This window comes from Riemerella anatipestifer (assembly GCF_009663465.1).
Lineage (GTDB): Bacteria > Bacteroidota > Bacteroidia > Flavobacteriales > Weeksellaceae > Riemerella > Riemerella anatipestifer_C.
Genome location: NZ_QXHU01000005.1, coordinates 271,799 through 286,583 on the forward strand (window position 1 = coordinate 271,799; position 14,785 = coordinate 286,583).

The following is a 14,785-nucleotide window of genomic DNA, read 5'->3' on the forward strand; positions in this document are numbered from 1 at the left end:
TAATGGTAATTAAATGCAGCTATCCAACTCTGATTTTCAAAAATTAAGATCTAAACTAGAGCGCCGCAGATGGTTTTATAGAGCCTCTCAGATGGTTAGCCTAATGCTTGGGGTTAGAGTGTTTGTTTTGGCTTTTTATGTGTTTACACTTTATGTATCCACCTGTTTTTTATTTAATCAAGAAGAAAGTCTTAGAGCCTTTGTCTTTGATTATAAAGTACACGGGATTATTGCTTGTTCTCTGCTTTCTATAGCGGCAGGAGGGCTTATCAATCAGTTTTACGATAAGGAAAAAGACCAAATTACCAAACCTTTTAGAAGTTATTTTCAGTCTTTTGTTAAAGAGAAATATATTCTTTACTCTTACTTATTGCTTAATGTATTGTCGTTGGGGATTGCGTTGGTTTTTTCTTACCGAATTTTCATTTTCTTCCTTACTTATCAATTTCTAATATGGTTCTATAGCCACAAATTAAGTCGAATAGCGGTAGTGAATAATTTAACTTATGTATCATTATCGTTGTATCCTTTTTTTGGATTATTGGTTTACTATCAGCATTTTTCAGATTTGCTGTTTTTGATGTCGGTTTTTTTGTTTGTGTTACTTTTGATAATAGATGTTATTAAAGATATTCTAACTAGAGCGGCTGATAAACTGTTTGGATATGCTACTATACCTGTATTATTTGGGAAAACTAAAACAGTATATTTGTTATATTTATTATTGATAATTAATTCATTGACTTCTTATTTAATAGTAAATGAGTTAAAATATTTTAATCTAGTTGCTTATTATTTTTCAGCATCTATTTTGGTTTATTTATTAGCTGGAATTTCGTTGTATTTTTTTAGATATTCTAAAATGTCTAGACTCATAAATGTGCTTAGAGTGTGGATTTTTATAGGCGTGGTTTTTATATTGCTCAATGGTGTTTTTGAGAAGATAGCGTAGGTTATATAAAATAATAAAAAGGTTTAGAGATTATCTAAAACCTTTCTTAAATCAACATAGCCACAACCTTGAATTTTCCCTTCTTTTGTCTTGAAACAAAAGAAGGAAGATAGATGTATATATCTGCCCTTTTAGCCTTGACCCAAACCTAATGCCTCCGTTTCCTTAGGTCGGAGAATGGAGTGGTGATATGATGATGGGAGTTCCTCTAAAAAACAATGCCTATAAGTCTTGTTTAGATTTTATAGGCATCAATTTTTGGAGTAAGATAGAAATTTTTTTATTTTAAAATGAATCCAACTGCTCCGATAGGCTTTCCCATTCAGACATAATAGCTTCTAGTTCCTTTTGTAAGGTTTGGTATTTTTCTAGTTCTTGTTCCGTAGGATTGGTCTTTGCAAATATATCCTCTAGAGTCGCTATTTCGGTTTCGTAGTCGGCTATTTTCTCCTCTAGCTTCTTTATTTTGTTTTGTAGGTTTTTTTGCTCTTTAGAGATAAACTGAGGTTTCTCCACCACTACAGGCTCCGCTTTTGGAGGAGGTGTTTTGGCTTTTTCCTCTAGCTTAGATTTTTCTACGGATATTTCTCTGATGCTTTCCTTTTGTCGGTATTCTAGGTACTCGTCTATGTTACCTAAAAACTCCTTCATCTTACCATCTCTAAACTCAAAAATCTTATCACAAAGCCCTTGCAAGAACTCTCTGTCGTGAGAAATAACGATAAGCGTACCTTCAAAATTCTGTAAAGCGAGTTTTATAATCTCCTTGGACTGTATGTCTAGGTGGTTGGTCGGTTCGTCCATAATCAAAGTATTGAACGGGCGCAACAACAATTTACATAATGCTAATCTATTTCTTTCGCCTCCAGAAAGTACTTTGGTTTTCTTGTTTACGGCATCGCCTTGGAAGAGAAAGCTCCCTAAAAGGTCTCTTACTCTAGGTCTAGTTTCTTCGGTGGCAGCATCTTCGGCTTCTTCTAGTACAGTTTTGTTTAGGGTAAGTACTTCCTCTTGATTTTGGGCAAAGTAGCCGATGTTTACATTGTGTCCTAAATTCCAACTTCCCGAATAATCTTTAATTTCTCCTGCGAGTATTTTGGCGAGGGTGGTTTTACCTTGACCGTTTTGTCCGAGTAAGGCTATTTTTTCGCCTCTTTGGACGAAAAAATCTACACCGTCAAAAACCTGTTTTGTGCCGTAGGCTTTTCCTAAATTTTCAGCTTCAAAGATTACTTTTCCAGGAACGATACTCTGCACAAACCTAATGTTGAACTTAGAAACATCTTCGTTATCTATTTCTATGCGTTCTATTTTTTCTAATTTTTTAATCAAGGATTGAGCGAAAGAAGCCTTGGTAGCACTAGCACGAAATCGGTTGATGTTGTCTTCCATTTGTTTGATTTCGGCATCTTGGTTCTTTTTGGCTTGTTCTAGCTTTTCTCTTCGTTCCTTGCGGAGTTCTAGGTATTTGGTGTAGTTGGCTTTGTAGTCATCTACCTTTTTATTATTGATGTCAAAAGTTCGGTTGCATACCGAAGTCATAAATTGCTTGTCGTGGCTTACCAGTACAATAGCCCCAGGGTAATCTTTTAGGAAGTTTTCTAACCAAATGATGGACTCCATATCCAAATGGTTGGTAGGCTCGTCCAGTAGCATAAGGTCGTTCTTTTGGAGGAGTAGTTTGGCGAGTTCTATCCTCATACGCCAGCCGCCAGAAAACTCATCGGTTATCTTTTGGAAATCGTCTGCTTTAAAGCCTAGTCCCAAAAGTATTTTCTCCATATCGCCTTCTAGGTTGTAAGCATCGTGATGATGAAGCAAGTCGTTAAGCTCCGTCATACGATGAATGAGCTGATGGTAGGCATCGCTTTCGTAGTCGGTTCTAGTGGCTAGTTGATGATTAACTTCGTCTAGCTCTGCTTTCATCGCGTTGATTTGTTCAAAGGCTTGCATCGTTTCGTCCCAAACGGTTCTACCTTTTACAAAATCTAAATCTTGCTTTAAGAAACCTATGCTGATGTTACCTTCTGGGATTACTTCGCCTTCGTAGAAACTTATTTCGCCCGAAAGCATTTTGAGGAGTGTAGATTTACCAGCTCCATTTTTCCCAACTAAACCTATTTTATCTTCTTTTTTTATAGTGAAATTAACATCACGGAACAGATAATTCCCCGAATGATGCAACCCTAAACTCTGAACTGAAAGCACAATGTCTAATTTTTAAATGATTAACAATTTAACGAACGGCAAAAATAAGGAAAATAACCGTACTATGATTTTTATCCACATTGGCAATTGGTATGATAAAAAATATTAGTTTTGCAATCGTGAAAAAGGTTTTAGCTTATATAATGTTAGCGATTATAATGCTGGTTTCTTTCCAGCAGAGTATAGTTGTGGTTCATTTTAAGCTCAACCAAAGTTTTATAGAGGCAAATTATTGTATTAACAAAGATAAGCCTCAGATGAATTGTCATGGTAAGTGTTACTTAGAAAAAGAACTTAAAGATAATCAACAAGACGATGTTTTGGTAGGTCTATCTTTATATGAAACGGTTGTTTTTGTACTTTTGGATAATGGGTTGCTTACCTTTGATGAGGTTTTCTACGAAAATTCTGAACGCAAGATTATATCCAAAAACTTTTTTGTTTTAGGAGATGTTTTTGACCAATCGTTTCGCCCTCCTATTTTGTTAGCTGTTTAATCATTTTATTTTTATGCTATCATTGTTTCCTTTATTTTGATAAAGGATTTATGTGATGGTGTGTATTGTTTCGGATATGATAATAATTGTCATTTATTCGGGACTAATTATGAACACTTTTTATTCTGGTGTTCTATCTAATCAATTTAATTAGTTTAACTAAATAGAAAAAATTATGAAAAAATATATCGTGTTTGCTTATGTCGCAATCATTTTAAGTTTGGTGGTATCTTGTAACAGAGATGAAGAACCAACTATAGACGCCAATGATAAAAATTCTGTAACACTAAAATTTGAAAACTTCTTTAACGGACAGGCAATGTATGGGCTTTCTGGAGTTTATACTTCGTCATCATCTCAGAAACATCAGTTTAGTACTTTAAAATATATTGTGAGTGATGTTATTCTAGTAAAATCTGATGGTACGGAGGTTAAATATCATTACCAAAATCCAGACAAAGGGGCTTATATCGTGGACCAGTCAGAGGAAGCAATAACGCATAATTTTGTGTTGGAGGAAATTCCTGCGGGAGATTATAAGCAAGTTAAGTTTGGGCTAGGTATTCCTCTTGATGCTTTCGTTTTGGGACAAGAAAAACAGGCTTTGTTTTGGGATAAAGCTAAGACTAATGGTATGAGCTGGAGCTGGGCGAGTGGCTATAAATTTGTGAATTTTGAAGGAACTTATTCTGACGCTTTAGACAAAAACTTCAAAATACATATAGGTAACATAGGAAATCCACAACAGAGCAATACTCCTGATGTTTATAAAGTTGTTACATTAGATTTACCACAAGCGGCTAAGGTAAGAAAGGCGATTGCTCCTCAAATACATATTATGGCGGATATTAACCAATTCTTAAGTGGTAAGAATAAAGTGGTTTTATCAGATGATAATGCACAAGCGATGCACCCTAGTAAGGCTATAGTAAAGGAAACAGCAGAAAACCTTTCGCTTATGTTTAGTGTAGACCATGTTCATAATAACTAGGCTACTATTTCCAATAAATTATTTTTAATTATAAACTCTACCTGAAGCCCAATCTTTGGGTAGGGTTTAAATAAATTACGGAAAAAATGAAAAGCTACATTATCACAGGATTGGTGGTTCTTGTTTCTGTGCTTTCTTGTCGGAATGATGAGGCGGAAGTTCAGTATCCTATAGATAAACCTTACGCATTTGGAATACCATCTAATTTTCCAGAAGTGAAGTATAATTTACAAGCTAATAAACCTACGGAATATGGTGTTCAGCTAGGGAAAAAGCTATTTTATGACGGAAGATTAGCCAAAGATAATGCTGTAGCGTGTGCTTTTTGCCATATTCAAGAAGATGCCTTTACACATCATGGGCATACGGTAAGCCACGGAGTAGAAGGTAGAGAAGGTTTTAGAAACGCTTTGCCTATTCAGAATATGATTTTCTTGGATAAATATATGTGGGACGGCTCTGTAACCGATTTGGAGATGCAACCCATTATACCTATTTCGGCACACGAAGAAATGGACGAAACCATAGAAAATATTACGCAGAAGATTAAAGATGATAAAGATTATAAGAGACTTTTTACCATTGTATATGGCGATGACAAAGTTACGGCTGAAAGAATTTTGAAATCCATCACACAGTTTATGTCTATAATGATTTCGGCTAACAGTAAGTATGATAAAGTGGTAAGAAATGAAGGAGAAAAATTTACAGAGGAGGAGGCGAGAGGTTATACTATTTTTAAGCAAAAATGTACAGCTTGCCATTCCACAGATTTGTTTACAGACCAAAGTTACAGAAATACAGGGCTACCCTATAATCCTATATTAAAAGACGAAGGTAGAAAAAGAGTAACAGGCAAAGATTCTGATTTTTTGAAGTTTAGAGTGCCTAGTCTTAGAAATGTGGAATATACCGCTCCTTATACTCACGATGGTAGATTTTATACCTTAAAGGCATTGCTTGATTTTTACGATTCAGGAGTTATAGATAACCCTAACTTAGACCCTGAGTTTAGAAAGGTTAAAGGTAGAGTAGGAATTCCTTTAACGGAGCAAGAAAAATATGACCTTATTTCATTTTTAAAAACATTAAGTGACCCTCAATTTATTACTAACCCAGCATTTTCAGAATAGATGATGAAACAGATAATTTTAATTTTTAATTTATTTAGTCTATTGATTTTACAGGCTAAAGATAGTATTAGTGTTAAACCAGCTAGTTTTCCTATCCAATCTTTAAGATGGTTAGAGGAAGATTGCGATGCGTGTGGTTGTGCGGTAGGTAATGCGGCTTCTGGTTTTGAAAGCATACTCAATCCTCAGTTTATTGGTATTAAATACCTTTACCAATCGTATGAGTCTAAAAGTAATATTTTAGACGCTCATTTTTCCGTTCCAGAACATTACAACACGGTACAAATCTGGGGGCGTATTCCACTTCATAAAAATGTAGACATTTATGCCAATTTGCCATTTCATTTTCATAGCAGATATACAGATGCTAAACAAGAATTAAGTGGTGTGGGAGATGCGTCGGCATCTATTATTTATAAACTTAATTTGGATAAACAAGATTCACATAAGCTAAATTTTGGAGTTGGGGTTAAAGTACCACTAGCTAAATTTGATGAGAAAACGGCTAACTCCTATAATCCGAGTTTTCAAAGAGGAACGGGAAGTTGGGACTATTCTGCCATTGTTAATTATACTTATATGAAAGGACAATGGGCGGTGGCACTTTCCACCGATTATATTTTCAAAAATCAAAATAAATATTATTATCGTTTTGGAGACCAATGGAATACTTCTGTTACAGGGTATTATATCAAAGATTTTGATGGTTTTAGACTATCTCCGAGGTTGGGAATTTCTACGGAAAAGTATTTCCAAAATGTGCAGGTGGGAGAAAAAGTGCCTCATACAGGCGGTTATTTGGTGTTGAGCAAATTGGGGGCGGAGTTTTCTTTTCGTAAGTTTAATATAGGTTTGGAAAGCCAATTACCTTTGCGTTCTGAAATAGCTGTCAATTCGGTTAGGATAAATTCAAGACATTCCGTTTACATCAATTTTAATCTTTAATTATAGAGGAGTAGATTTTAGCATTTGATATTTATAGTTTATTTTTGAGGTAAATTATAAGTATTTCTATGATGCTGATAGACTTTTCTAAAGAGGTAGATTTAAAACAACTTCAACCCAATACCGATTTTGAATATCAAGTTCTGAATTTTTTAGAAGATTGGTATTCGGAGAAGCCTTGCGTTTCGGTAAAAACATCGGGCTCTACGGGTGTGCCTAAAGTATTTGAGGTAGAAAAGGAAAGAATGAAGGCATCTGCGACTATGACCTGTGATTTTTTAGGTTTAAATAGGTTAAATAAGGCATTGCTCTGTTTGCCAGTGGAATACATATCGGGAAAAATGATGTTGGTAAGGGCTATGGAGCGAGGTTTGAAGTTATTGATAAAAACGCCTTCCGTTAGTCCTTTAGAAGATTTAGACGAAGAAGTTGATTTCTGTGCGATGACGCCACTCCAAGTGGAGTATTCTTTGGGAAAGGTAGATTTAATTAAAAAACTAATCATTGGTGGTGCGGCTGTTTCGGAGTCTCTTAAGACAAAGCTAAAAGGTGTTACGTCTCATATCTATGAAACTTACGGAATGAGCGAAACGCTTTCTCACATTGCGTTAAAACAGATAACGCCAAATGAGGAACTCGATTTTAAGCCTTTGCAAAATATATTTTTAACTCAAGATAAACGAGGTTGCCTCTGTATTGAGGCGCCTCTTCTTACTTCGGAAAAGCTCATTACTAATGATTTGGTAGAACTAAAAGAAGGAGGCGTTTTTAGCTTTTTGGGTAGAGTGGATAATGTTATCAACTCTGGTGGAGTGAAGATAATCCCAGAGCAATTAGAGGATAAATTAAAGAAAATAATCCCGAATGAGTTGGTATTTACTAGTGTTTCTGATGTTGTTTTAGGCGAAAAATTAGTATTGGTAATAGAAGGAAAAGCATCACAAGAAACTCAAAAATTACTTGGCGAGATAGCGTATGATAAGCCCTACTATGCACCAAAAGAAATTGTTTTTTTAGACAAAATTCCTAGAACTCCAAATGGCAAAGTCAATCGTGTGGAGTTGAGGAAGCGATTGTAATGTAAAGGCTAAAGGAGAGGGTGCTCTTAAATTTACAAAACATAAATTATGAGTAAAATTTATATTTTTAGTGGGCTTGGAGCGGATAAAAGAGCGTTTGAAAAAATTGATTTTTCAAATTACGATTATGAGTTTATAGATTGGATTGAACCAAAGGATAGAGAAAGTCTTGAAGATTATGCATTTAGGATTTCAGAGAAAATTATTACAGAAAAACCAGTTTTGATTGGACTCTCATTCGGCGGAATTGTAGCAACAGAAGTGGCTAAACATATTGCAACAGAAAAAGTTATCTTGATTGCATCGGCAAAAACAAAGTTTGAAATTCCAAAATTATATAGATGGTTTGGGAAACTTAAAATTGATAGGTTAATTTCTGAAAGGTTCTTGAGGTATCCAAATGTATTGCTATATTGGGTTTTTGGTGTAGAGAATAATTCTGATAAGATTTTGCTTTCTGAAATTATAAAAGATACAAATCCTAAATTTTTAAAATGGGCGATTAGAGAAATTTTACATTGGAGGAATGTTCAAGTAGGGGATAATACGATACATATTCACGGAACAAAAGACCGAATCCTACCTTATAGAAATATTGATAGCCCAATAAAAGTGAATAATGGAGGTCATTTTATGATTATTAACAAATCCAAACTATTAACACAAATTTTAAAGGTGGAAATTAACAAGAATTTAGAAGTTTAGCTTTTATTTTTAGTAAAAAATTAACTCGTGCTTTAGAGGGCAACGCTTAATTTTGCCGATATTATTTTAGTTGATGTATCGAAGTTTATTATTTTTACTCTTGTTGATGAGCGTGTGTGTCAAGTCTCAATTTTTTGTAGGAGAAGTTCTTGTGGAAGATCGCTCGGAGGTCTATTTAATGCCAATTTATGTTACTAACTTAGAAACCCGAAAAACGGTACTATGTGATTATAAAGGCGCTTTTAAAATAGCGGCTTCTAAAGGCGATGTCGTTAGGTTTACCTCTATTACTACGGATAGAACAGATATCACTATTACCGAAAAACATCTAGCAATCTACAATAATATTGTGGAGCTGAAAATGGCGTATAATGTAATTCCTGAAGTTAAATTGTCTAAATTTAAGCCTAGTGGTATTCTGAAAAACGATGTTATAGCACTAGATGATAAAAAGTCACCGTTGGCTCTCAAGCAAATCATAGGACTTCCAGAATCTAAAGGAGACGGAACACCACCAGAGGCTCCACCTATTGCATTTGTAGGGGGTGGTTTAGGGGGTGGGGTGGTTATTAGTGTAGATGCTATTTATGATGTGATTTCGGGAGATAGAAAAAGAAAACGCCGCTTATATGCCTACGAAAAAATGATGAAAACTACGGCTGCTATTAGAAATTATTATGGGGACGATTATTTTGTTTCTATGAAAATTCCTAAACATATGATAGATGATTTTCTGCAATTCGTATATTCTTCGGAGGAGAGTGTTTTTGCTTTAGTACAAAACAATAAGTACGAAGGAGTTAAAGTCTATTTTGAAAAATACTTGCCAATATTCCAAAAGAGAATGAAAAATACCACCATAATGGAAGTCGTTAAATAGACTTTAAAATTGTATTTTTGCACTTGTTAAAAAATAAGTTGTGGGAAAAAATAAATTAGAGCGTTTTGCCGAGAATAAAATACTTAAAAATGTATTTCAGCCAACTAGAGAGGAGGCTTTAGAAGGGTATCCTTTGGCAGGGCAGTGGCGAGAAAAGGTTTTTAAAAATGATAATCCTATAGTGCTGGAGTTAGGCTGTGGGAAGGGCGAATATAGTGTAGGCTTGGCAGAAGCATTTCCGAATAAAAATTTTATAGGAGTAGATATTAAAGGTGCCAGATTTTGGTTTGGTGCTAAAGCGGCTTTGGCTAAAGGGTTAGACAATGTTGTTTTTTTAAGAACCCAAATTGAACTTATTGACCGCTTTTTCACAACAGATGAAATAGACGAAATTTGGATTACCTTTCCAGACCCTCAAATAAAATATCGCAGAACCAAACATAGGCTTACTCACCCTGAATTTTTGGACAGATATCATAAAATACTCAAAAAAGATGGTGTGATTCATTTAAAAACAGATTCTGAATTTCTACACGGCTACACTTTAGGGTTGTTGCAAGGTCTAGGGCATGAGATAATTTCAGCTCATCACGACATTTATGGAGCTCCAGAATACGACCCTGAAACGCCACTATTGAGAGATATAAGAACTTATTATGAAGAATTGTTTTCATCAAAAGGTAAAACAATTACTTACATTAAATTTAGATTGAAGAAATAAAATAACAAAAGCTACTCAATTGAGCAGCTTTTGTTTTAGACTTATGTGTTAAGGTATATTATCCCAAATAAGGATATTTGTAATCTTTAGGAGAAACAAAAGTTTCTTTAACACTTCTTGCAGAAACCCAACGAAGTAGATTCATTTTAGAACCAGCTTTATCGTTAGTTCCTGAAGCTCTACCACCACCAAATGGCTGTTGTCCCACTACGGCTCCTGTAGGTTTATCGTTGATATAGAAGTTACCAGCAGCGTTTTCTAATGCTTTATAAGCCTCGTCTATCGCATAACGACATTGTGAGAAGATAGCTCCCGTTAATGAATAAGGAGAAGTGCTATCTACTAATTTAAGCGTTTCAGCCCAATCTGCATCTTCGTAAACATAAACGGTAAGGATAGGTCCGAAGATTTCTTCTACCATACTTTCATATTTAGGGTTGGTAGTAAGAATTACAGTTGGGTGTACAAACCAACCTTTGCTGTCATCAGTTTTACCACCTAAAACAACTTCAGCATCGCTAGCTTGGTTGGCTCTTTCGATATATCCTTTGCATTTTTCAAAAGAGTTCTTGTCTATCACGGCGTTCACAAAGTTAGAAGGGTCTTCTGGAGAACCTACCTTTACAGTGCTAAGTTGAGCTTCCATTACCGCTTTTACATCATTCCAGATAGATTTAGGAATGTAAGCACGAGAAGCTGCCGAACATTTTTGCCCTTGATATTCAAAAGCACCTCTTACTAGAGCAGTGGCTACGGCTTCTACATTAGCAGATGGGTGAGCAACTACGAAATCTTTGCCTCCTGTTTCTCCAACGATTCTTGGGTAAGATTTATAGTTGTGGATATTGTCTCCAATCAGTTTCCACATACCTTGGAATACTTTAGTAGAACCTGTGAAGTGGAGGCCTGCAAAATCAGGGTGTGCTAATACTTTTTCTGCTGTTTCTTTTCCGTCAGTGAAAATCATATTGATAACACCGTCTGGTAAGCCAGCCTCTTTTAGTACCTCCATAATTACTTTTGCAGAGTAGATTTGTTTGTCCGAAGGTTTCCATACTACTACATTTCCTAGCATTGCCATACAAGTAGGTAGGTTACCAGAAATAGCAGTAAAGTTGAATGGCGTTACGGCAAAGCAGAACCCTTCTAACGGACGGTACTCTGAACGGTTCCAAATGCCATTATCGGAAACAGGCTGTTCGGAGTAGAGTTCTGTCATAAACTCTACATTAAATCTTAAAAAGTCTATAAATTCACAAGCAGAGTCTATTTCTGCTTGATGCACATTTTTAGACTGGGCAATCATTGTAGCCGCATTCAGTTTATCTCTGTAAGGACCAGCGATGAGGTCTGCAGCCTTTAAGAAAATAGAAGCTCTTTGCTCCCAACCTAGTGCGTTCCATTTTTCTTTAGCAGCAAGAGCGGTTTCTATGGCTTCATCTACGGTTTTCATATCTCCTTTGTAGTAGAAACCTAAACTGTGCTGGTGGTCTTGTGGAGAAAACATTTCTACCTTATGGGCTGTTTTCACCTCTTTTCCGTTGATAATCATTGGGACTTCCACTTTCTCTGCCCACATTTTCTTATAAGTGGCAATTAGAGATTTTACTTCGTCAGACCCTGGAGCGTAGGCTCTTACGGGCTCGTTGGTTGCAAATGGTACTTGCGAAATAGCTTTTGACATTGTATTTATATTTTTATGTTGAAAACGATTTTCCACAAAGTTACTATAATTAAAGTAAACTACCAATTTTTAGTTTTTGACCATTTTTGCGAAAGAAAAATCTAACTATTTTATTTCTAAGAAATGTAAATATTCTATAGTTGAACTAGCCTTGTGATTTCTATTATTTTCTTTATCGGCTTTAAAACGTTGATAATCTATAGAGAACAAATCATATGTTCCATATTTTGACATTATAGATTTTATTTCTGAACTATTCATAAGCCCTTCGTTATTATAGCTTAAAAAAATATATTTGAATTGTGAATTTTTGATTAAATTTTCAAAAGACTCCTTTACAGAATTTTTACTACAATAGCTAGATTTGTTATAGTTTCTTAAACCTGTTTTTCCTTTTGGAGTGAAGGTGTCATACTTTGCAATTGTATTTAATAAATGATAATTTGCTCCATATTGACGAGCGTTGTAAGGTGGGTCAAGGTACAAAATATCACCGCTTATTTTTTTAATAAGTTCGTTACTGTCATCGTTAAAAACTTGATGATTGTTATCATTTATAGTAAATATAGCGGGTTCTATTATTATCTCTTTTTGTGCAGATTTTTTAATATGTTTCAAGAAAGCACCGTAAACTGAAGCTGTGTTGGCTACTTTATCAGCACTTTCTAATAAAGAGGCTAGTAAGAAATAATATTGATTGTCTGTTATGTATTTTTTTATTTTCCAATTTTCTATTTTTTGGCGAATAGCATCTATTTTTTTTCCGTTTGTTTCAGAGAAATATAACCTTTGTGCTTTTCCGTTTTCAGAGTATTCTTCAAAAATAAACCCCTGAATTCCCTTAATGTTATTGAGTTCTTTAATTAGATGATTGTATTCAAAAAATTGGTGATTTTCAATATAATTTCTATTTAGTACAAAACTGTAATATTCAATATCGTTACTTATTATTTGCTTTACTTCTGATTTGAAGTTTCTTCCAATAATGCCAGTTCCTGCAAATAAATCACAAAATATTTTTTGACTTAAATCATTACCAACTACGGAGTAGATTGATTGTTTTATAAAGTTTGATAGCTTACTTTTTGACCCTATGTAATTCATATTTCTTCTTCTGGATAAAGTTTCTTTAAAATATTGTCAGTAACTTCTTTGCTAATTTTTATGACACTTGATTTTCTGTATTCAACGGGGTCAAACTGATAGCAACCAACACAACCTAGTTCTTGAGTATAGTGCTCATCTCCTTCGTAAAAAGAATAAGGGTTACCTTTTAGGTTTTTGGCGTTCCATCTTAAATTAGTTTCTTTACATCGTTTACAAATTTGGCGTTTTGCATCGTTTGCGGCTTTACTTAATGGTTGGAAATCCTCTAACCTTTGAGTTTTTATATTTGAAACTCTATCATTATCCTTTCTACCATCTTTATGGTCTATTTCTATTTTGGTATTTATAGAGTTGCCATTTATGCCGAGCATAACACAGTTTTTATTTTTGTAAAAATCTTTAATCTCCTTTCGGATACTTTGATTGAATGTATTAGAATTGTTAAATCCAGTTAATCTTATGGCATCAATGGAGTTTCCTCTTGTTTTTGTTTTATCAAACTCAATGGTGTATGTTTTTGCTAAACTTGAACTTGCTCTACACCAACTTCCTCCATTACCAAGTTGGAGTGCTTTGTATTTACCTATAAACTCGTTTACCGAAACCCAACGGCTTACTCCGTTACTATCAGGTTTTGCTAATTCTAAAAATAATTCTGTTTTTGTCATCACTAAAGTTCTTTTTTAAAAACAAAAATGTATTCGTGTTTGAATATATAATAATCACTCTTCATAGCACGATAGGTCCAAATTCCATTTTTTCCTAATTTTCCTCTGTTGCCTTCTATATTTTTTATGATAATACCTTTTAGTTTGGTTTTGAAATTTCGTTTAACAGTGTCCATTAGATAAAATGAAAGAGGGATTACCTCACTATTTTTATAAACATCTCCAATTACTATGGCAAAATATCTATTTTTTGCTAAGTATGGTAATATATTTTTACAAACTTCTAGAAATTTTTTTACAAAACTATTTAGATTGTCTATTTGTGATAGGTCATTGGGGTGGTTTGTGAATTTTATAATATCCATATAAGGCGGATGCATTATTATAAAATCAACTTGTTTTGAGTTGTTTTTTTTTAGTCCTAGTTCTAAAAAATGTGTAGTCTGTTCCTTGTTAGTAACATCGCAATTAAATATTGAAAAATTATGTATAAAACTAGAATCTTTCATTTGATTTTTCACGTAGTCTATCATCTGCTGATTGATGTCTAGTCCTATAAAATTTCTATTTAGATTTTCACATTCATATAAGGTGGTTCCGCTTCCTAAAAAGGGGTCTAATACTAACTCATTTTCTTTGGTGAAACGCCTAATCAGTTGATTTGGTATTTGAGGAATAAAGTTACCGTGATAAATGTTTTTATGTTTTCCTTCTCTTCCACGTTGGTCAATCAACCATAGAGAGTTAACGTCTATGTCTGTATCTTTCCACTCTTCAACATTTAAATCATTAAACCTCATTTTTGAGATGAATCTTTATTTGTGCCAAAGATAGTTAATAATATTTATTTTTAAACTGTTAAGAAAAGGTATAGAGAATGAATTGATAGTTAATTAGTGGATTTTGTGCCTATCATTGATGTTTCATTAACGATAATCCTTATTTCAGATAGGTCTTATTGTTTAGTGTTTGATGTCTTCTAGGTAGGTGTCGTTATTCTATTGGTAGTTTTCTTTGTTTTGTTGGTAGTGATGAGTGTCTTCTAGGTAGGTGTCGTTATTTTATTAGTAGTTTTCTTTGTTTTATTGGTAGTGGTGGATGTCTTCTAGGTAGGTGTCGTTATTTTATTGGTAGTTTTCTTTGTTTTGTTGGTAGTGGTGGGTGTCTTCTAGGTAGGTGTCGTTATTTTATTGGTAGTTTTCTTTGTTTTGTTGG

Annotated in this window: 14 protein-coding genes; 9 read left to right on the forward strand and 5 right to left on the reverse strand. The window is 34.2% G+C overall.

Features of this window, described 5'->3' with window-relative positions:
- Window positions 1-13: 13 nt before the first annotated feature.
- Window positions 14-952 carry a geranylgeranylglycerol-phosphate geranylgeranyltransferase gene (locus D1003_RS08780; protein WP_153936499.1) on the forward strand — a complete coding sequence of 313 codons (939 nt, stop codon included), beginning with the start codon at window positions 14-16 and terminating at the stop codon, window positions 950-952.
- Window positions 953-1,237: 285 nt separating this feature from the next.
- Here the strand turns inward: D1003_RS08780 and D1003_RS08785 are convergent, their stop codons facing one another.
- A complete protein-coding gene (locus tag D1003_RS08785) occupies window positions 1,238-3,160 on the reverse strand; it encodes an ABC-F family ATP-binding cassette domain-containing protein (protein WP_311710010.1) in 1,923 nt (640 codons plus the stop codon).
- A gap of 92 nt (window positions 3,161-3,252) precedes the next feature.
- Here D1003_RS08785 and D1003_RS08790 point away from each other — a divergent pair, with 92 nt between their 5' ends.
- From D1003_RS08790 to trmB, 8 genes are all read left to right on the forward strand, one after another.
- Entirely contained in the window at window positions 3,253-3,657 is a 405-nt protein-coding gene (locus D1003_RS08790) for a hypothetical protein (RefSeq protein WP_260393382.1), read from the forward strand.
- A 175-nt stretch (window positions 3,658-3,832) separates the two neighbouring features.
- On the forward strand, window positions 3,833-4,648 hold the full coding sequence (locus D1003_RS08795) for an MbnP family protein (protein WP_153936501.1): 816 nt from the start codon (window positions 3,833-3,835) through the stop codon (window positions 4,646-4,648).
- Between the two features lie 86 nt (window positions 4,649-4,734).
- Window positions 4,735-5,781 carry a cytochrome-c peroxidase gene (locus D1003_RS08800; protein ID WP_153936502.1) on the forward strand — a complete coding sequence of 349 codons (1,047 nt, stop codon included), beginning with the start codon at window positions 4,735-4,737 and terminating at the stop codon, window positions 5,779-5,781.
- On the forward strand, window positions 5,782-6,726 hold the full coding sequence (locus tag D1003_RS08805) for a transporter (protein ID WP_153936504.1): 945 nt from the start codon (window positions 5,782-5,784) through the stop codon (window positions 6,724-6,726).
- A gap of 68 nt (window positions 6,727-6,794) precedes the next feature.
- Window positions 6,795-7,805: an AMP-binding protein gene (locus D1003_RS08810; RefSeq protein ID WP_153936506.1), complete on the forward strand. Its 1,011-nt coding sequence runs from the start codon at window positions 6,795-6,797 to the stop codon at window positions 7,803-7,805.
- 48 nt (window positions 7,806-7,853) lie between these two features.
- Complete coding sequence (locus tag D1003_RS08815) at window positions 7,854-8,510, forward strand: alpha/beta hydrolase (protein ID WP_014938118.1); 657 nt, start codon at window positions 7,854-7,856, stop codon at window positions 8,508-8,510.
- A gap of 73 nt (window positions 8,511-8,583) precedes the next feature.
- Window positions 8,584-9,390: a hypothetical protein gene (locus D1003_RS08820; RefSeq protein ID WP_153936508.1), complete on the forward strand. Its 807-nt coding sequence runs from the start codon at window positions 8,584-8,586 to the stop codon at window positions 9,388-9,390.
- A 40-nt stretch (window positions 9,391-9,430) separates the two neighbouring features.
- The gene (gene trmB, locus D1003_RS08825) at window positions 9,431-10,111 is read left to right on the forward strand and encodes a tRNA (guanosine(46)-N7)-methyltransferase TrmB (RefSeq protein ID WP_052911740.1); all 681 of its coding nucleotides are present in this window, start codon (window positions 9,431-9,433) and stop codon (window positions 10,109-10,111) included.
- Between the two features lie 58 nt (window positions 10,112-10,169).
- Here the strand turns inward: trmB and pruA are convergent, their stop codons facing one another.
- The 4 genes from pruA to D1003_RS08845 all read right to left on the reverse strand — a co-directional run bounded on the left by pruA (window position 10,170) and on the right by D1003_RS08845 (window position 14,370).
- The gene (gene pruA, locus D1003_RS08830) at window positions 10,170-11,795 is read right to left on the reverse strand and encodes an L-glutamate gamma-semialdehyde dehydrogenase (RefSeq protein ID WP_153936510.1); all 1,626 of its coding nucleotides are present in this window, start codon (window positions 11,793-11,795) and stop codon (window positions 10,170-10,172) included.
- Between the two features lie 105 nt (window positions 11,796-11,900).
- Complete coding sequence (locus tag D1003_RS08835; protein WP_014938122.1) at window positions 11,901-12,899, reverse strand: DNA adenine methylase; 999 nt, start codon at window positions 12,897-12,899, stop codon at window positions 11,901-11,903.
- Entirely contained in the window at window positions 12,896-13,570 is a 675-nt protein-coding gene (locus tag D1003_RS08840; RefSeq protein ID WP_014938123.1) for a type II restriction endonuclease NlaIII, read from the reverse strand. Before D1003_RS08840 ends, D1003_RS08835 begins: the two co-directional genes overlap by 4 nt.
- Before the next feature lie 2 nt (window positions 13,571-13,572).
- Window positions 13,573-14,370: a DNA methyltransferase gene (locus tag D1003_RS08845; RefSeq protein WP_079206842.1), complete on the reverse strand. Its 798-nt coding sequence runs from the start codon at window positions 14,368-14,370 to the stop codon at window positions 13,573-13,575.
- Window positions 14,371-14,785: the final 415 nt, after the last annotated feature.